The sequence below is a fragment of the Gemmobacter fulvus genome, assembly GCF_018798885.1.
In the GTDB taxonomy this organism is placed as follows: domain Bacteria; phylum Pseudomonadota; class Alphaproteobacteria; order Rhodobacterales; family Rhodobacteraceae; genus Gemmobacter; species Gemmobacter fulvus.
The window spans coordinates 2191280-2208717 of the sequence record NZ_CP076361.1 but is presented as its reverse complement, the minus strand read 5'-3'; the positions used below and the strand labels follow the sequence as shown (position 1 = coordinate 2208717).

General features: G+C 64.8%; 15 protein-coding genes and 1 tRNA gene. 7 read left to right on the top strand and 9 right to left on the bottom strand.

The window, feature by feature from the left end; translation table 11 throughout:
• Positions 1-8 precede the first annotated feature (8 nt).
• The 6 genes from KM031_RS10615 to cysQ form a co-directional block, all read right to left on the bottom strand.
• Positions 9-1019 carry a glycosyltransferase family 2 protein gene (locus tag KM031_RS10615; protein ID WP_246567007.1) on the bottom strand — a complete coding sequence of 337 codons (1011 nt, stop codon included), beginning with the start codon at positions 1017-1019 and terminating at the stop codon, positions 9-11.
• A 35-nt stretch (positions 1020-1054) separates the two neighbouring features.
• Positions 1055-2290, bottom strand: a complete 1236-nt coding sequence (locus KM031_RS10610) for a glycosyltransferase family 4 protein (RefSeq protein ID WP_215504921.1) — start codon at positions 2288-2290, stop codon at positions 1055-1057.
• Positions 2291-2293: 3 nt separating this feature from the next.
• Positions 2294-3193 (bottom strand): UTP--glucose-1-phosphate uridylyltransferase GalU, encoded by a 900-nt coding sequence (gene galU, locus KM031_RS10605; protein WP_215504922.1) that lies wholly within the window; start codon positions 3191-3193, stop codon positions 2294-2296.
• Between the two features lie 173 nt (positions 3194-3366).
• Entirely contained in the window at positions 3367-4623 is a 1257-nt protein-coding gene (locus KM031_RS10600; RefSeq protein WP_215504923.1) for a glycosyltransferase family 2 protein, read from the bottom strand.
• The gene (locus tag KM031_RS10595) at positions 4620-5417 is read right to left on the bottom strand and encodes a 3-deoxy-manno-octulosonate cytidylyltransferase family protein (RefSeq protein WP_215504924.1); all 798 of its coding nucleotides are present in this window, start codon (positions 5415-5417) and stop codon (positions 4620-4622) included. Before KM031_RS10595 ends, KM031_RS10600 begins: the two co-directional genes overlap by 4 nt.
• Positions 5414-6208 (bottom strand): 3'(2'),5'-bisphosphate nucleotidase CysQ, encoded by a 795-nt coding sequence (cysQ, locus tag KM031_RS10590; protein ID WP_215504925.1) that lies wholly within the window; start codon positions 6206-6208, stop codon positions 5414-5416. The genes KM031_RS10595 and cysQ overlap by 4 nt, the downstream gene beginning before the upstream one ends.
• Before the next feature lie 133 nt (positions 6209-6341).
• On the opposite strand from cysQ, the gene KM031_RS10585 reads away from it, so the two are divergent.
• The 4 genes from KM031_RS10585 (at position 6342) to dnaJ (ending at position 11122) form a co-directional block, all read left to right on the top strand.
• A complete protein-coding gene (locus tag KM031_RS10585) occupies positions 6342-7163 on the top strand; it encodes an ABC transporter permease (protein WP_215504926.1) in 822 nt (273 codons plus the stop codon).
• Positions 7160-7762 carry an SH3 domain-containing protein gene (locus KM031_RS10580; RefSeq protein ID WP_215504927.1) on the top strand — a complete coding sequence of 201 codons (603 nt, stop codon included), beginning with the start codon at positions 7160-7162 and terminating at the stop codon, positions 7760-7762. Before KM031_RS10585 ends, KM031_RS10580 begins: the two co-directional genes overlap by 4 nt.
• Before the next feature lie 210 nt (positions 7763-7972).
• The gene (gene dnaK, locus KM031_RS10575) at positions 7973-9883 is read left to right on the top strand and encodes a molecular chaperone DnaK (RefSeq protein WP_215504928.1); all 1911 of its coding nucleotides are present in this window, start codon (positions 7973-7975) and stop codon (positions 9881-9883) included.
• A gap of 75 nt (positions 9884-9958) precedes the next feature.
• A complete protein-coding gene (gene dnaJ / locus KM031_RS10570; RefSeq protein ID WP_215504929.1) occupies positions 9959-11122 on the top strand; it encodes a molecular chaperone DnaJ in 1164 nt (387 codons plus the stop codon).
• Between the two features lie 48 nt (positions 11123-11170).
• On the opposite strand, the gene KM031_RS10565 is transcribed toward dnaJ, so the two are convergent.
• The 3 genes from KM031_RS10565 to dapF are packed head-to-tail and all read right to left on the bottom strand — an operon-like array spanning position 11171 to position 15186.
• A complete protein-coding gene (locus tag KM031_RS10565) occupies positions 11171-13075 on the bottom strand; it encodes a heavy metal translocating P-type ATPase (protein WP_215504930.1) in 1905 nt (634 codons plus the stop codon).
• A gap of 24 nt (positions 13076-13099) precedes the next feature.
• On the bottom strand, positions 13100-14353 hold the full coding sequence (mtaB, locus tag KM031_RS10560) for a tRNA (N(6)-L-threonylcarbamoyladenosine(37)-C(2))-methylthiotransferase MtaB (RefSeq protein WP_215504931.1): 1254 nt from the start codon (positions 14351-14353) through the stop codon (positions 13100-13102).
• Positions 14350-15186: a diaminopimelate epimerase gene (gene dapF, locus KM031_RS10555; protein WP_215504932.1), complete on the bottom strand. Its 837-nt coding sequence runs from the start codon at positions 15184-15186 to the stop codon at positions 14350-14352. The genes mtaB and dapF overlap by 4 nt, the downstream gene beginning before the upstream one ends.
• A 106-nt stretch (positions 15187-15292) precedes the next feature.
• Between dapF and KM031_RS10550 the strand changes: the two genes are divergently transcribed.
• From KM031_RS10550 to kdpA, 3 genes are all read left to right on the top strand, one after another.
• Positions 15293-15368, top strand: a tRNA-Lys gene (locus KM031_RS10550).
• Positions 15369-15584: 216 nt separating this feature from the next.
• Positions 15585-15755: a K(+)-transporting ATPase subunit F gene (kdpF, locus tag KM031_RS22695; protein ID WP_370879000.1), complete on the top strand. Its 171-nt coding sequence runs from the start codon at positions 15585-15587 to the stop codon at positions 15753-15755.
• Positions 15756-15767: 12 nt separating this feature from the next.
• The gene (gene kdpA / locus KM031_RS10545; RefSeq protein WP_215504934.1) at positions 15768-17435 is read left to right on the top strand and encodes a potassium-transporting ATPase subunit KdpA; all 1668 of its coding nucleotides are present in this window, start codon (positions 15768-15770) and stop codon (positions 17433-17435) included.
• Positions 17436-17438 lie beyond the last annotated feature (3 nt).

Sequence of the window (17438 nt, the reverse complement as noted above, 5' to 3'; positions counted from 1 at the left end):
CTGCCCCCTCATGCCCAGTTGCCCTTCGACATCAGCCCGAGAATCTCAAGCTGTCGCCAGTTGATGTATTTCTCGCTCCACTTGCACCACAGGTCGGGGCTGTCATTCAGACCCTCCTTGTAGGCGCGGTATTCGTGGCTGTTGGCATAGTGTTGCTTGCGGTCCATTTCCTCATTCGCCTTGGCTGCGAATGTATCAAGGAATTTGGCATGGAGCAGACAGCCACTGGCCTTTTCGCCGCCCCATTCGTCATAGACGAGGTTCAGCCCGCGCGGCAGCAGCATATGGGTCGAGCTGACATAGGCGTAATCGCGGTGCCATTTCACCAGCGGGATCTTGTTCATCGCCGGTGCGCGTTCGGGCACATCGGCGAAGAACATGCGCGCGCGCGGCCCGCCCTGGATCCACAGATTGCCATAGGCGCGGTTCTTGGAAATCACATAATTGCCACTGTCGAACCAGTTGGCTATCTCGAACGGATCCTGCCCTTCGCGGTAGGGCTGCGCCGAGATCGGGCCTTTGGGATACATATCCAGCAGCATGGCCGAAAACGACTTGATCGAGCTGGCATCCAGCCAATCCGTCAGCGCGCGCAGCGGCCGCGTATCGCAAAACGGATAGACAAAGAACTCATCCGGGTCGACCACCAGCGTCCAATGGCCATGGCCATAGCGGATTTGCAGCCAGTTCAGCCAATCCACCCCGAAGCGCGCCCGTTTGTAGCTGTGTTTCGTGGTCCAGAGCGACACATCCGGCTGCTGCGCCAGATATTCGCGCGTGCCGTCATCGCTGTCATTGTCCACAAAGAGGAAATGGTTGATGCCCAGATCCCGGTAGTAGCGCAGGAAAAACGGCAGGCGCACCCTCTCGTTGCGCAGGGTGCAGAACAGCAGCAGCCCATCGGGGCGGATATCACCAACACGGCTCACAACAGGTTGCAATTCCCGCCGCTTGCGGAAGGCCCTGATGCGCCAGCGTTTGCGCGCCAGTCGCAACCGATATGTCGATAAAATCCCCAAACTCGCTTCACTCCGACCCGACCATCCAGTCTGGCCTAACAGACGATACTTAAGACCGTGTTGAAATGCGCGGCCCATTCTGGTGCCTGCCGCGCCAAGCCACGGACAGGTAACATATATTCCCCTTTGCCCTGCGCGGCCACGACCCTCTCTATTGTTTCCATCCAAGAATAACTGTCTGTTGCATCAAGGTAAACGGGATAGTCACCCAGCAGTTCACGGATCACCGGCAGGCCATGGGCAAAAACCGGAACGCCCAGCGCCGCCGCCTCCAGCGGGGGCAGGCCAAAGCCTTCGGCAAAACTGGGAAACAGCAGGCCCGCACTGCCCATGAGCAGGCCGGAAAGGGCCGCATCATCCAGCCCTGCCGCCTCGATCACGCCCGCCGGACGTGCATCCAGACGCCGGAACACCGCCTCGTTCCGCCAGCCCCGGCTGCCCGCGATCACCAGTTGCGGCATCTGCGCGGCAGGCAGCCGTTGTGACAGCGCCTGCCAGACATCCAGCAACAGCGCATGATTCTTGCGTGGCTCGATGGTGCCGATGGTCACAAACCACGGGCGGGCCAGATCCAGCCCCGGCAGATCGGGCTGGCAGGGGCTGGCCACCGGCACCCCCAGCGCGGCCACACATCCGAGAGGCACGCGGCCAAGCCGGGCCATATGCGCCTCGGTCTGCTGGCGTGTGGCCTCAGCCGTGTGGATGACCAGATCGGCATGATGGGCCGTCACGGCCAGCTTGCGAGAAAACACGGCGGGAATATCGGGGCGGGTGAACTCCGGGTGATCGAGCGGGATCACATCATGCACCAGCACCACGATGCGCCCCCCGGCTCGACGCACCGCCTGCATCACAGGTGCCGCCAGATTGGCATGGCCGACGTTGACATACACCGGCCCCGGCGGCAGGTGCCGCATCAGCATCCGCGCCAGACCAAGGCCGGAACTCCGGGCCAATGCCAGACGGCGCAGATCCGCCTCGGCCCGCGCCCGCGCCGGATCCTTGCGGCGGCTCAGCCGCCCCAGCCAATCCGCGCGGCCCAAGGCCACCGTGCCGCGCGCCCGCGCCGCGATTGCCATGGCCCCGCGCGCATCCAGCAGAACAAAGCCCAGCGCCGTGCGCACCAATGCATAAAGGGGAACGCCCTCCTGGGCATCCCCCTCGATGAAACGATCCAGATAGGCCAATTCGACCCGATCAACGCCCGTCAGTGGCCCCCGCCCCAGCCGCGACACCAGTCGCGTCAGATCCAGCAGCCGTGGCGCAGGCACAGCTTATTGCGCGGCCTTTTGCTGCGCGATGGTATCGTGCAGGTATTGGCTGAACTCTTCGCACAGATCCGGGCGCGCCATGCCAAAGGCCACCGTGGCCTGCAGGAAACCTGCCTTGGAACCGCAGTCGTAGCGCTGGCCACGGAAGCGATAGCCGTAAACGCCGGTGCCTTCTTCGCCAATCTCTTCGGCAATGGCATCAGTCAGCTGGATTTCACCACCAGCGCCCTGCTTCATGCGGTTCAGGTTCACCAGAACCTTCGGCGACAGGATGTAGCGCCCGATCACAGCCAAGTTCGACGGCGCGTCTTCGGCCTTCGGCTTTTCGACCATGCCCTTGGCGCGCACGATGGAGCCCATGTCTTCGGCAATATCCAGCACGCCGTAAGCCGAGGCTTTCGACGGCGGCACTTCCATGGCCGCAACCATATTGCCGCCGGTCTGTTCGTAGGCTTCCACCATCTGCGCCAGACAGGGCTTTTCTGCCGCAATCACGTCATCGGGCAGCAGCACGGCGAAGGGCTCGTTGCCGATCAGACGGCGGGCGCACCACACGGCATGGCCAAGACCCATCGGGCGGTTCTGGCGCACATAGGCGATGGCCCCGGAATCCATATTGGTGTCTTTCAGGATTTCCAGCAGCTCGGTCTTGCCCGAACGCTTGAGCGAGCTTTCCAGCTCGGGCGCATGGTCAAAGTAATCTTCCAGCGCAGACTTGCCGCGCGAGGTGACAAAGATGAATTCCTTGATGCCAGCCGCACGCGCTTCGTCGATCGCGTATTGGATCAACGGGCGGTCCACCAGCGTCATGATTTCTTTCGGGATGGATTTCGTGGCGGGAAGGAACCGCGTCCCCATGCCAGCTACGGGGAAAACCGCCTTGGTCACCTTTTTCGTCTTCATGGTCTCGCTCGATTCTCTCATTGCAATGCGCGATCGACTGCCGATTACGGGCATTTGCCAACAACCCTACTCCAATATCGTCCGTCATTCAGCGAAAAAAACGAATCAAACGGATTAAATTGGGGCAGATTGGACAAATTCCTGCCTGCATTTAGCGCAGCAGCCCAGACCGCTCAAGTTTTCTGATCGGGCGGGGCCGGGATTGGGCGTAGCTCCGCCCATCGCGCTGCTTCCCGGCGGAGACGTGCCGGGAATGACCAGAGGCGAAAGACCGGCTCGGCCCGGTCTGCCGCGCCGAACAGGCCGCCCCATTGCTCCCAATATCCATCGGTATGAAAGCCGTGTCGATGGCGCAGGATCGTCGGGCTGAAGCGAAAGACCGTGGTCAGATGCCCGGCCTGCACCGCCGCCTGCGCGGCTTTGATAAGGCGCGCACGCTGCCAGATCCGGCCCGCAATCACCCGCCCCGGGCGCGGCCCCGTGCCGGGCAAGGCCAGAAAAGCGGGCGGGGCGGTATCAAGGGCGACCAAAGGGTCCAACACCCGACCCGCGCCGTCCGACAGCCCGGCCTCCAGCGTGGCCAGCAGCGGCGCCACGCCGCCCGGCTCGATCCGGCCATCGACCATATGCCGCAGCACCCGTGCCCGCTGTTCGGCCCGCAGCCGCGCCAGCGCATCGGGCCAAAGCCCCGGTGCCGCATGGCGGCGCAGGAACACCATCGAAGAGGCCCCGATCTCGTGCAGGGACAGCGGCACCCGGTCGGCACGCCGCCGCGCGCTGGCGGCGAAGCCATGATGCACCTGCGCGGCGGGCACCACGGCGGTCAGCCCATGCCCGGCCAGCCGCAGCGCAATATCGGCATCCTCCAGATAGAACCGATAGGCCGGATCAAACCCGCCAATGGCCCGCAGCACAGCACCGCGAAAGGCGCAATTGGTGCCCACCGGCTTGACCGCCCGCAGCGCCGTGCCACGATGCAGGCTGACCCCGGCAGACAGCGGCAGCGGATGGTCCTGCCCGGTCTGATCCACCTCGGCAGCGGTCCATTGAAAGCTCAGCCCGTTGCGACCGCGCGTATATCCGGTGGCCGCCACCACCTCTGCCGCCGCGAAGGGCGCGCAAAGGCGGCTGGCCCAACTGGGTTCCGGCACCGCGTCATCATCGATGAAGGCAACAACCGTGCCCGCCGCCAGCGCCAGCCCGATGTTGCGCGCCACCGAAATATTGGGGGCGGCATTGACCGCCAGCTTCGCCAGCCGCCGCGCTGCCGCCAGATCCTGCCGGGTCTGCTCCTGCGCCGCGGCATCGGCCACAACGATCAGCTCCAGTTGCGGATGGTCCTGCTGACCCAGCGCCAGCAGGCAGCGGCGCAGGGCCATCGGGCGCTGCCAACTGACCACGATCACGCTGACCGTGGGCAGATCCGTCATCCCTGTGCGGCCATCTCGGCCATCATCGCCTCGATGCGCGGCGCATCCTCGGGGTTGTTCAGCTCCCAGAATTGCCGTCCGCGCGCCTGCACCTCGACGCAGAGCACCTGCCGCCCGTTCTCCAGAAAGCGCAGCTGCTCCAGCCCTTCCAGCGTCTCCAGCGGGCCGACAGCCCAGCCGGGATAGGCCGCCAGTGCTGCCGGGCGATAGGCATAGACGCCGACGTGATGGAACACCGGGGTTTCGTCCGTGTCGGCATAAGGTTTCCCGGTATAGGGGATCACCTCTTTGGAGAAATAGAGCCCCCGCCCCCCGGTGCCAAACACCGCCGTCGTGCCGCCCACGCGCCCCGCGCGCCGGTCCGCCAGCAGGCCGTTCAGTGCCCGCCCGTCGCAGCGCAGCACCGGCGTTGCAATCTCGGCCTCGGGCTGTGCCCACAGCCCCGCCACCAGATCCTCGATGAACCAGGCCGGGGTCAGCGGCGCATCGCCTTGCAGGTTCACCACGATGTCATGGCCCGGCAGATGCGCCGCCACTTCGGCGCAGCGTTCGGTGCCGTTCTGGCACTGGGGCGAGGTCATCACCACCTCGGCACCAAAGGCCTCGGCGTGATCCTTGATGCGCGTGTCGTCGGTGGCCACCACCACCCGGTCCACGCCTTTGACGGCGACCGCCGCCTCCCAGCTGCGGCGGATCAGGGTCTTGTCGCCATCCGGGCCCTTCAATGACACCAAAGGCTTGCCGGGATAGCGGGTCGAGGCATAACGCGCCGGAATGGCAATCAGCACACTCATTTCTTCAGATCCACGCCGGGCGCATAGGCGATGAAGAACGGGTTGTCCCAGCCCTCTTTGCCATAGGCGAGCGGGGTATGGTCGTCAAAGCGCACCACATGACCACCGGCCCCGCGCAGCACCGCATCACCGGCCGCCGTGTCCCATTCCATCGTGCGTCCGAGACGCGGATAGAGATCCGCCTCGCCCGTGGCCACCAGACAGAACTTCAGGCTGCTGCCGGCCGAGCGCATGTCCTTCACCGCGTATTTGCCGATATATTCATCGGTCGCCGCATCGCGATGGCTTTTCGACGCCACCACCATCAGTGCCGCATTGTCCGGCGTGCTGACGCCGATGCGGCGCAGATTGCCGGGCTTGTCCTTGTCCAGCGCGCCGGTTTCCTCAACCGCCGTGCCATCGGCCTGCGTGTAGAACAGCCGCCCCTGCGCCGGGGCATAGACCACCCCACGCACGGGCACGCCCGCCTCGACATAGGCGATGTTCACGGTGAAATCGCCGCGCCGCTGCACGAATTCCTTGGTGCCATCCAGCGGATCGACGATCAGGAAAGTCTCGGCGCGCAGGGCGTGGCTGGCGGCCTGTTCTTCGGTGATCAGCGTCACATCGGGGAAGGCCGCGCGCAATCCGGCCGAGATCAGCACATCCGCCGCCTCATCCGCTTCGGTCACTGGGCTGGCATCGCTTTTGGATTTCACCTCGAAATCCGGCGCGTTGTAGACCTCCATGATCCGGTCCCCCGCCTCCAGTGCAAGGCGGCGGATGGTCGGCACGAGAAGCGAAAAATCCATGGGGGCAGGCTCCGGGGGGCGGCACAGGCCGCGCAGTTGCGAAAAATTCCAATCTTCCTTATCATCGCTTGCTAAGGGAACGGCAAGATTTCCTGCGCAGAATGGCGCATCCCCGCCAGAGAGGTCCGGCAGAATGTTCGAGGCTGACAGATCCCGCACCCCGGCCCGGACGATGTTCGGCCAGATGGAGCTGATCTACCACGCAACCGTGCGCAATATCCGCAAAAGCCATGGCAATGCGCTGATCGGCCTGTTGCTGAGCATCGTGCAGACCGTGCTGCTGATCTGCGTGTTCTATTTCATGCTGAATATCATGGGCGCGCGCGGCAGCGCCATTCGCGGCAATTTCGTGCTTTATGTCATGTCGGGTGTGTTCATGTTCATGACACACACCAAGGCCATGGGCGCGGTGGTCGGCTCGGACGGGCCGACATCGCCGATGATGCTGCACGCGCCGATGAATACGGTGATTTCCATTTCGGCGGCAGCGCTCGCCGCGCTCTATCAGCAGATCCTGTCGGCCACGGTCGTGCTTTATGTCTATCACGCCGCGATCGAGCCGATCACGATCTATCAGCCGGTCGGCGCACTGGGGATGCTGCTCTTGTCCTGGGCGTCGGGTGTGGGCATCGGCATGATCGTGCTGGCGGCAAAACCTTGGGCGCCGGATTTCATCGGCATCGTCAGCCAGGTCTACATGCGCGCCAACATGATTGCCTCGGGCAAGATGTTCGTGGCCAATATGATGCCCGGCTATATCCTGACCTGGTTTGACTGGAACCCGCTGTTCCACACCATTGATCAGGGCCGCGGTTATATCTTCCTGAATTATCATCCGCATTACAGCTCGATCAGTTATCCGCTGAAGGTGACGGCGGTCTGCGTGCTGATCGGGTTGATGGGTGAATTCTACACACGCAAACATATTTCTGCCAGCTGGAGTGCCAAGCGATGATCCGTGCCGCCCTGTTGATCCTCGGCATTGCCGCCGCGCCTGCCACGGCTGACACCCTGCCTGCCCTGTTCGATGTCAGCGGCGTCTCGGCGGGCGACAGCCTGAACATCCGCGCCGAAGCCAGTTCCAAAGCCCCGGTGATCGGCACTTTGGCGCGCGATGAAAAGGCGGTGGAGTTGGTGGCCCTGTCCAAATCCGGCACCTGGGGCCAGATCAACGCCGGAGAGGCGACAGGCTGGGTCTATCTGAAATACCTCAGCCGCCAGCCCGGCGAGGATTGGGCGCAGATTGCGCGCACCATGCGCTGCTTTGGCACCGAACCGTTCTGGTCGCTGACCCTCAGCCCGGGCGCGGCGGATGTGCGGCTGGAACAGCCCGGCATGGACGAGGTGCGCATGGCCTTGGGCGCGCATGGCGACGGCAAGGCCAGCTTTGGCACGGACGCGCAGGGCGGCGAGATCGCCATGGTGGCACAGGCCTGCAGCGATGGCATGAGCGACCGCGCCTTCGGAATCTCCATGACCGGCACGCTGCGCCCCGGCCTGAACGGGGCGGCGGAGCCTGCCGCGCTGACGGGTTGCTGCACGCTCAAACCCTGACCCGTGCCCCAATGCGGCATATGGCTGCATTTTCGCGCTGACTTGTCGGGTTTCACAGCGCCGTTACGCTTGCAGCGCGAAAGCCCCCTGCCTATATACGCCGAGAAGCCGGATCGGGGCAGGCCGCCCCGGCCCGCTCATCTGGGATCGGGGACGGAGGCCATAATGGCTCCGGCTCCAAAACATCGCCGTAAGAAGAGGTAGCATATCATGGCCAAAGTCATCGGGATCGACCTCGGGACCACGAACTCCTGCGTTGCCATCATGGATGGGTCGCAGCCGCGCGTCATCGAAAACTCCGAAGGTGCCCGTACCACCCCGTCCATCGTCGGTTTCACCGAAACCGAACGCCTGGTGGGCCAAGCCGCCAAGCGGCAGGCTGTCACCAACCCTGCAAATACCGTCTTTGCCGTCAAACGCCTGATCGGGCGTCGCGCCGATGATGCGCATATCGCCAAAGACAAGAAAAACCTGCCTTACGCCGTGGTGAACGGCGGCAATGGCGACGCTTGGGTCGAAGTGCGCGGCGAGAAATATTCGCCGAGCCAGGTTTCGGCGATGATCCTTCAGAAGATGAAGGAAACCGCAGAGGCCTATCTGGGCGAAACCGTCACGCAGGCCGTGATCACGGTTCCCGCCTATTTCAACGACGCCCAGCGTCAGGCCACCAAGGACGCAGGCAAGATTGCCGGTCTGGAAGTGCTGCGTATCATCAACGAGCCGACCGCCGCCGCACTGGCCTATGGTCTGGACAAGAAGGAAACCCGCACCATCGCGGTCTATGACCTCGGCGGCGGCACCTTCGACATCACCATCCTCGAAATCGACGATGGCCTGTTCGAAGTGAAATCGACCAACGGCGACACCTTCCTGGGTGGCGAAGACTTCGACATGCGGATCGTGAACTACCTCGCGGATGAGTTCAAGAAAGAGCATGGCGTCGATCTGACCAATGACAAGATGGCGCTTCAGCGCCTGAAGGAAGCTGCCGAAAAGGCCAAGATCGAGCTTTCGTCCAGCCAGCAGACCGAAATCAACCAGCCGTTCATCTCGATGGACCGCAATTCGGGCACGCCGCTGCACCTTGTGATGAAACTGACCCGCGCCAAGCTGGAAAGCCTGGTGGGCGATCTGATCAAGGCCTCGATCAAGCCCTGCCAGGCCGCGCTGAAGGATGCCGGTCTGACCACTGCCGACATCGACGAAGTGGTTCTGGTCGGCGGTATGACCCGGATGCCGCGCGTGATCGAGGAAGTGACCAAGTTCTTCGGCAAGGAACCGCACAAGGGTGTGAACCCGGATGAGGTCGTGGCGCTGGGGGCGGCAATTCAGGCCGGCGTGCTGCAAGGCGATGTGAAAGACGTGGTTCTGCTCGACGTGACCCCGCTGTCGCTGGGCATCGAGACGCTGGGCGGCGTGTTCACCCGCCTGATCGACCGCAACACCACGATCCCGACCAAGAAGAGCCAGGTGTTCTCCACCGCCGAAGACAACCAGAACGCCGTGACGATCCGGGTGTTCCAGGGCGAACGCGAAATGGCGGCTGACAACAAGATGCTCGGCCAGTTCAATCTGGAAGACATTCCGCCCGCCCCGCGCGGCCTGCCGCAGATCGAGGTGACCTTCGACATTGACGCCAACGGCATCGTGTCGGTGTCGGCCAAGGACAAGGGCACCGGCCGGTCGCAGAACATCACGATCCAGGCTTCGGGCGGTCTGTCCGACGAGGATATCGAAAAGATGGTCCGCGACGCCGAGGCGAATGCCGAATCCGACAAGGCCCGCCGCGAACTGGTGGAAACCCGCAATCAGGCCGAAGGTCTGCTGCACTCCACCAAGAAATCGCTCGATGAACACAGCGACAAGGTGGATCCGTCCACGGTCGAAGTGATCGAACTGGCGATGGGCGCACTGGAAGAAACCCTGAAAACCGAAGATGCGGGCAAGATCAAGGGTGGCATCCAGAACCTGACGGAAGCCGCGATGCGGCTTGGCGAAGCGATCTACAAGGCACAGGCTGCTGCCGAAGGCGACAGCGGCGGTGAAGATGGTCCCCGCTCGGTCGATGACGATATTGTGGACGCCGACTTCGAAGATCTCGGCGAAGGCAAGCGGAAGTAAGACCGCAGGCATCGGCAAAGGGGCGGTCCGGCGACGGGCCGCCCCTCTCCGGTTCCGCAGGGGAGTTAGTTTGGCATGGCAAAACGCGACTATTACGAGGTGCTCGGCGCATCTCGCGGGGCTTCTGCAGAGGAGCTGAAGAAAGCCTATCGCAGCAAGGCGAAAGAGCTGCACCCGGACCGCAATGCCGACAATCCGAATGCCGAGGCCCAGTTCAAGGAAGTGAACGAAGCCTATGACGTGCTGAAGGATGCCGACAAGAAGGCCGCCTATGACCGCTATGGCCATGCCGCCTTCGAGGGCGGCATGGGCGGCGGCGGCTCGCGCGGCGGCTATCCCGGCGGCGCAGGTCAGGGCGATTTCGCCTCGGCTTTCTCCGACGTGTTCGAAGATCTGTTCGGCGATTTCATGGGCGGCGGGCGCGGTGGCGGCGCAGGCGGGCGGTCGCGCGCACAGCGCGGTTCCGATCTGCGCTACAATCTGCGCATCTCGCTGGAAGAAGCCTACAAGGGCGTGCAGAAAACCATCAACGTGCCGGCCTCGGTCGCCTGTGACAGCTGTCACGGCACCGGCGCCGAAGGCGGGGCGGAACCCGTCACCTGCCCGACCTGTTCGGGCATGGGCAAGGTGCGGGCGCAGCAGGGCTTTTTCACCGTCGAACGCACCTGCCCCACCTGCAATGGCATGGGGCAGATGGTGAAGAACCCCTGCAAGGTCTGCCAGGGCGCGGGCCGGGTGGAAAAAGAGCGCGCGCTGTCGGTGAACATCCCTGCCGGGGTGGAAACCGGCACCCGCATCCGTCTGGCCGGAGAGGGCGAGGCGGGGCTGCGCGGCGGGCCGACCGGGGATCTGTATATCTTCATCGAGGTGCGTGAACACGCGATCTTCCAGCGCGATGGCGTGCATCTGTTCTTCCGGGTGCCGGTGCCGATGACCACTGCCGCCATGGGCGGCGAGGTCGAGGTGCCCACCATCGACGGCGGCCGCAGCCGGGTGAAGGTGCCCGCAGGCAGCCAGACCGGCAAGCAGATGCGCCTGCGCAGCAAGGGTATGCCCGCGCTGCGCGGTGGTGGTGTCGGTGATCTGCTGATCGAGCTGGTGGTGGAAACGCCGGTGAACCTGACCGCACGGCAGAAAGAACTGCTGCGCGAGTTTGAAAAGCTGTCGGAAGAAAACAATCCCGAGGCGTCGTCCTTTTTCTCGAAGGTCAAAAGCTTCTGGGATGGCATGAAGAACTGAACCACCAAAGGGCACCTTCGGGTGCCCTTTGCATGTGCAGGCGCGGCGTCACGTCTTGCGGCGATCCGCGCGGATCGGATCGGCCAGCAGGCGCAGGCCGTTCAGCACCACCAGAACCGTGCCCCCCTCATGCCCCAGCACGGCCAGCGGCAAGGGCAGATCGAAGAACAGCCCACCCACGACCAATATCGCCATCGCCCCCAGCGCGAATATCAGGTTCTGCCGGATGATCCGCGCCGTGCGCTGTGCCAGCCGATGCGCGGCGGCCAGTTGCGCCATGTCATCCGACAGCAGAGCCACATCCGCCGCCTGCAAGGCCACCTCGCTGCCTGCCGCCCCCATGGCGATGCCCACATCGGCCCGCGCCAGCGCCGCCGCATCATTCACCCCGTCACCGACAAAGGCCACGCGCCCCTGCGCTGCAAGGCTGGCCACCAGATGCACCTTGTCCTCCGGCAGAAGATCAGCATGGATCTCAGGCGGCAGAAGGCCCAGCTCGGCCCCGATCCGGTCGGCCACGGCACGACGGTCGCCGGTCATCATCGCAAGGCCAACCCCGGCCCGCCGCAGCGCCGTCAGCCCGTCACGCGCACTGGCGCGCGGGCGGTCGGCCACCGTCAGCGCGCCCAGCACGGCGGGGCCGCGCCCCAGCCAGACCAGCGTCTGCGCCCCATCGCTCAGCCCCGGCAGATGCGGCAGGTCGGCCCCCATCCGCGCCGCCATGCGCGGGTTTCCGGCCCAGATCGGGCCGGTGTCATCCTGCCCGGTGATGCCTTCGCTCGGATGTGCCTGCACATCGCGCACCGTCTCGGGGATTAGCGCCCGGCTGGCCACCTCGCGCCGGATCGCCTCGGCAATCGGATGTTCCGACTGCGCCTCCAATCCGGCGAGTTTGCGCAGGAACCCGGCCTCATCCGCCGCGTGCAGGCCCGTCACCTCGGCCCGGCCCGTCGTCAGGGTGCCGGTCTTGTCAAAGGCGAAGGCCCGCACATCGGCCAGCATTTCCAGAGCCGCCCCGCCCTTGAACAGCACCCCGCCCCGGGCAGCGGCAGACAGGGCCGACAGGATGGCGGCAGGCACCGAGATCACGATGGCACAGGGGCTTGCGGCAACCAGCAAGGTGGCGGCGCGATACAGCGCCACGTCAAAACTGTGCCCGAACAGGTAAAAGGCGGTAAAGGCGGCCACCGCCCCCAGCAGCACAACGATTGTATATCTTTGCCCGAACCAGTCGGAGAACCGCTCGGACGGGGCTTTGGCAGCGGCGGCCTGCGTCACCAGCGCCACCATTTGCGCCACGGTGCTTTCGGCCACGGCACGGCTGACCTCGACCTCCAGCACGCCGTTCAGGTTCACGGTCGCCTCGAACACCTTGTCGCCCGGTTCCTTGCGCACCGGCATCGATTCGCCGGTGATGGTCGACAGGTCCATCGCGGCAGAGCCGGTGACGATCACCCCATCCACCGGCACCCGCGCGCCGGGCCGCACCACCACAAGATCCCCGGGGCGCAGTTCGGCCGTGGGCACCTCGGCGACAAAGCCATCCCGCTTGCGCAGGGCGGTATCGGGGCGCAGCGCCATCAGCGCCTCGACCGCGCGGCGGGCGCGCCCCATGGCCCGGTGTTCCAGCGCCTCGGACAGGGTGAACAGAGTCAGCAGCACAGCGCCTTCCAGCGCCGCCCCGACCAGCGCCGCCGCAAGCGCGGCCAAGGCCATCAGCAGGTCGATATCCAGACGGTGCTGCCGCCAGATGCTGCCCAGCGCCGACAGCAGCGTGGGCAGACCCGCCGCCAGATAGACCGCACTCAGCCCGGCCACGCCCCATGGCCCCGGCCAAAGAAACGCATCCATCAGCGCCAGCGCCATGCCCAGCAGCGTGATGGCGGCCAGCACCGCATCGCGCCGCCCCTCTGTTTCGGCGTGGTCAGCGTGCAGCGCGTGGTCATGTGCCATAAGGGCCCCCTGTCGGGGCCGAGGTTAGGCGGTCAGCGCCGTCTGTGCAAACCCCGCGATGCGCGCCGTGACGATCTGTCCTTCCGCGCGATCTTCGGTGAACTGCACTTCGGTGAACTGTTCGGTCCGCCCCATGCGCGGCCCTTCCATCAGAACCTGATGCTGCCGCCCGACCTGCGCCGCCAGATGCCGCGCCAGCGCCGCATCCCCCGCCGCCCGCAGCAGCGCCGCGCGCTCCTTGACCAGCGGCCCCCGGACCTGCGGCATCCGCGCGGCAGGCGTGCCCTTGCGCGGGCTGAACGGGAACACATGCAGGAAGGTCAGGCCGCAATCCTCGACCAGCTTCAGGCTGTTGGCGAACATCTCGTCGGTTTCGGTCGGAAAGCCCGCGATGATATCGGCACCAAACACCATATCCGGGCGCAGGCTGCGGGCCTCTTCGCAAAAGCGTATCGCATCGTCGCGCAGATGCCGCCGCTTCATGCGTTTCAGGATCATGTCATCGCCCGCTTGCAGCGACAGATGCAGATGCGGCATCAGGCGCGGCTCGGTCGCAATCGCGCCCATCAGCGCGTCATCCGCCTCGATCGAATCAATCGAGCTGATGCGCAGGCGCGGCAGATCGGGCACCAGCCGCAGAATCCGCATCACCAGATCGCCCAGACGCGGGGTGGCGGGCAGATCCGCGCCCCAGCTGGTCAGATCAACGCCGGTCAGCACCACCTCGTTGAAGCCCTTGTCGACCAGCCGCTTGATCTGATCGACCACCACTCCCGCCGGAACCGAGCGGGAATTGCCGCGGCCATAGGGGATGATGCAGAAGGTGCAGCGGTGATCGCAGCCATTCTGCACCTGCACATAGGCGCGGTGCCGCCCAAATCCGTCGATCAGATGGCCCGCCGTTTCGCGCACCGACATGATGTCATCGACCTGCACCTTTTCGGTCAGGCCGATCAGATCGGGCGCGCGCAGGCTGGTCCAGGTTTCAGCCTGCATCTTTTCGGTATTGCCGATCACCTTTGTCACCTCGGCCATGCTGGCAAAAGTTTCCGGTTCGGTCTGCGCCGCACAGCCGGTCACGATGATCGACGCACCGGGATTTTCGCGGGCGAGGCGGCGGATTTCCTGTTTGGCCTTGCGCACCGCCTCGGCGGTGACGGCACAGGTGTTCACCACCACCGCATTGTCCACACCCGCCGCCGCCGCAAGCTCTTTCATCGCTTCGGTTTCATAGGCGTTCAGGCGGCAGCCTAGGGTCGAGAAGATCGGTGCGCTCATAGCAGCCCCGCAAGGAAGGCGGGCGACAGCACGGCATCGAACACATGCGCCACCGGCCCGGCCATCCAGACGCCATCGTCACGCCAGTCGATCTCCAGCACGCCGCCATCCAGCTCCAGCGCGACCTTGCGCCCGGTCAGGCCGCGCAGATGCGCCGCAACCGCCGTGGCACAGGCCCCCGATCCGCAGGCCAGCGTGATGCCCGCCCCGCGTTCCCAGACCCGCATCCGCAGCCGGTCCGGCCCGATCACGCTGGCAAATTCTACATTGGTCTTTTGCGGGAACAGCGGGTCCAGCTCGAACCGCCGCCCTTCGCCGGTCACATCCACCGCATCGGCATCGGGCACGAAAAACACGCAATGCGGATTGCCCATGCCCACCGCCACCGGATCGCCGGGCAGCGGCAGATGATCGGTATCCACCGCGCGCGCCAGCGGCACATCCGCCCAGTCGCGCTGCGGCGGCCCCATGTTGACCGACACCAGACCATCGGCGCGGCGCACCGCCTGCAAACCGCCCCGCGCGGTGATCAGCGTCACGGCATCCCGGCCCAACTGGCGCATCATGTAATCGCTGACACAGCGGGTGGCATTGCCGCAGGCCCCGGCCCGGCTGCCATCGCTGTTCCAGAAATCCAGTGCGAAATCCGCGCCTTCGGCATCGTGGATCTCGGCCAGCTGATCGAATCCCACGCCGCGATTGCGGTCGCCCACGGCGCGGGCCAGCGCCGCAGTCGTCACCGCCCCGCGCCCGCGCGAGTCGATCACCACGAAGTCATTGCCCGCCCCGTGCATCTTCATGAACGGCAGGCCTTGGGGGAACATCTGTGTCATGGGGGCCTCCTAGCGCAGATTCCACCTTTTTGCCAGAGCGCGCCACTTTTATGCGATTAGCCCCTTGACCCCCCCCGCTGAACTTTCTAGTTAGCCGCTACGTTGTGGGCCGGTAGCTCAGTTGGTAGAGCAGCTGACTTTTAATCAGCGGGTCACAGGTTCGAATCCTGTCCGGCTCACCACCGTGTCAAAATGCCTGGGCAGAAATGCCCGGGCATTTTGCGTTTCAGCCCCGCCGCATTTCCGCCCAACACCCGTCCGCGCCCAAGCTGATTCTAATCTGCCGCAAGCCGGCCTTTACGCGGCCTTTACGCGGCAGGCCCGCAACACGCATGGCCCCTTTACGGCCCAAGGGTCCAGTCTCGCGCCATCTGATCCCAAGGAGAGCGTGATGCTTGATGTCCTTTACCTTGCTCTGGGCGCGGGCAGTTTTGCCCTGTTCGCCCTGGCCATTCGCCGGTTGGAGCGGATGTGACATGCCGATATTCGATCTGAGTCTCGGACTCGTCGTTGCGGTGGGCCTGTTTGTCTACCTCGGGGCCGCCTTGCTGCGGCCTGACCGATTCTGAGGGGGGCATAGCATGACCATTCTGGCATATGGCCTCTATTTCGCCGCGCTGGTCAGCGCGGCCCTTCTGCTCGCGCTGTGGATGGCGCGGGTCTATGACGGGCTGCCCGCCCTTGCGCGGATCGAGCGGGGTGTGCTGCGCGCGGCCGGGGTGAACCCTGACCGCAGCATGACATGGCCCGCCTATGCGATGGCCGTTCTGGCCTTCAACCTCGCGGGATTCGTTCTGCTTTACACGCTGCTGCGGCTTCAGGGCGCACTGCCGCTGAACCCCGATGGCATCGGCGGCATGGCCCCCGATCTGGCCTTCAACACCGCTGTCAGCTTTGTCACCAACACCAACTGGCAGGCCTATTCGGGCGAAGCACAGCTGAGCTATCTGTCGCAGATGGCCGGGCTGACCGTGCAGAACTTTGTCAGCGCGGGCACCGGCATGGCGGTGGCGCTGGCCGTGGTGCGCGGGTTCACCGCCGCCAAGGGCACGACGCTGGGCAATTTCTGGCTCGATCTGACCCGCTCTGTCCTGTGGATCCTGCTGCCGCTCTCGGCGCTGCTGGCGCTGTTTCTGGCCGCGCAAGGCGTGCCGCAAACCCTGCACGGGGCCATCACCGCCAGCACGCTGGAGGGGGCCGAACAGGTCATCGCCCGCGGCCCGGCGGCGGCACAGATCGCCATCAAGCAATTGGGCACCAATGGCGGCGGCTTCTTTGGCGTCAATTCGGCCCATCCGTTTGAAAACCCGACCATCGCCTCCAATCTGGCGCAATGCCTGTCGCTTTTGCTGATTCCGGTCGCCTTTTGCTTCCTGTTCGGTCGCATGGCCGGGGATCGCAGACAGGGCTGGGCGATTTTTGCCGCCATGGCCGTGATGTTCGTGGCGGGCCTTGCGGTGATTCACTGGGCCGAGGTGGCAGGCAACCCGCTGCTGGGCCAGGGCGCCAATATGGAAGGCAAGGAACAACGCTTTGGCGCGATGCTGTCGGCGCTCTGGGCTGCCTCGACCACCGCCGCGTCGAACGGGGCCGTCAACGCGATGCACGACAGTTTCATGCCGCTGTCCGGCATGGTCATGATGGTGTTCATGCAGATCGGCGAGGTGATCTTTGGCGGCGTCGGCTCCGGCCTTTACGGGATGCTGCTTTATGTGGTGCTGGCGGTGTTTCTGGCCGGGCTGATGGTCGGGCGCACCCCCGAATATCTGGGCCGCAAGGTGGAAGCGCGTGAAGTGACGCTGGCGGTGCTGGCCTTCCTGTCGATGCCGCTGGGGATTCTGGTGGGCGGGGCCATCGCCGCGACGGTGCCGCAGGCGCTGGCCGCGGTGCAGGATGCGGGCCCCCATGGGCTGAGCGAGATCCTCTATGCCTATTCCAGCGCCACCGGCAACAATGGGTCGGCATTTGGCGGCTGGGGCGCGGCGCTGCCCTGGCATACGACCGCCCTTGGTCTGGTCATGCTGCTGGGCCGCTATGCGATGATCGTGCCGCTGCTGGCCATCGCCGGGTCGATGGTGCGCAAGACCCGCGCTCCGGTCACGACAGGGACTTTCCCCACCCATGGGCCGCTGTTCGTGACCCTGCTGGTGCTGATCGTGCTGATCCTTGGCGCGCTCACCTTCTTTCCCGTCCTCGCCCTTGGCCCGATTGCGGAAGAAACCGCACGCGCCGCCGGGCAGAGCTTTTGAGGC

Excerpts from the sequence above, each read along its gene's own strand:
- galU (WP_215504922.1), bottom strand. The coding sequence starts at position 3,193 with ATGAAGACGAAAAAGGTGACCAAGGCGGTTTTCCCCGTAGCTGGCATG.
- KM031_RS10600 (WP_215504923.1), bottom strand. The coding sequence starts at position 4,623 with ATGACGGATCTGCCCACGGTCAGCGTGATCGTGGTCAGTTGGCAGCGC.
- KM031_RS10595 (WP_215504924.1), bottom strand. The coding sequence starts at position 5,417 with ATGAGTGTGCTGATTGCCATTCCGGCGCGTTATGCCTCGACCCGCTAT.
- cysQ (WP_215504925.1), bottom strand. The coding sequence starts at position 6,208 with ATGGATTTTTCGCTTCTCGTGCCGACCATCCGCCGCCTTGCACTGGAG.
- KM031_RS10585 (WP_215504926.1), top strand. The coding sequence starts at position 6,342 with ATGTTCGAGGCTGACAGATCCCGCACCCCGGCCCGGACGATGTTCGGC.
- KM031_RS10580 (WP_215504927.1), top strand. The coding sequence starts at position 7,160 with ATGATCCGTGCCGCCCTGTTGATCCTCGGCATTGCCGCCGCGCCTGCC.
- dnaK (WP_215504928.1), top strand. The coding sequence starts at position 7,973 with ATGGCCAAAGTCATCGGGATCGACCTCGGGACCACGAACTCCTGCGTT.
- dnaJ (WP_215504929.1), top strand. The coding sequence starts at position 9,959 with ATGGCAAAACGCGACTATTACGAGGTGCTCGGCGCATCTCGCGGGGCT.
- KM031_RS10565 (WP_215504930.1), bottom strand. The coding sequence starts at position 13,075 with ATGGCACATGACCACGCGCTGCACGCTGACCACGCCGAAACAGAGGGG.
- mtaB (WP_215504931.1), bottom strand. The coding sequence starts at position 14,353 with ATGAGCGCACCGATCTTCTCGACCCTAGGCTGCCGCCTGAACGCCTAT.
- dapF (WP_215504932.1), bottom strand. The coding sequence starts at position 15,186 with ATGACACAGATGTTCCCCCAAGGCCTGCCGTTCATGAAGATGCACGGG.
- kdpF (WP_370879000.1), top strand. The coding sequence starts at position 15,585 with ATGTCCTTTACCTTGCTCTGGGCGCGGGCAGTTTTGCCCTGTTCGCCC.
- kdpA (WP_215504934.1), top strand. The coding sequence starts at position 15,768 with ATGACCATTCTGGCATATGGCCTCTATTTCGCCGCGCTGGTCAGCGCG.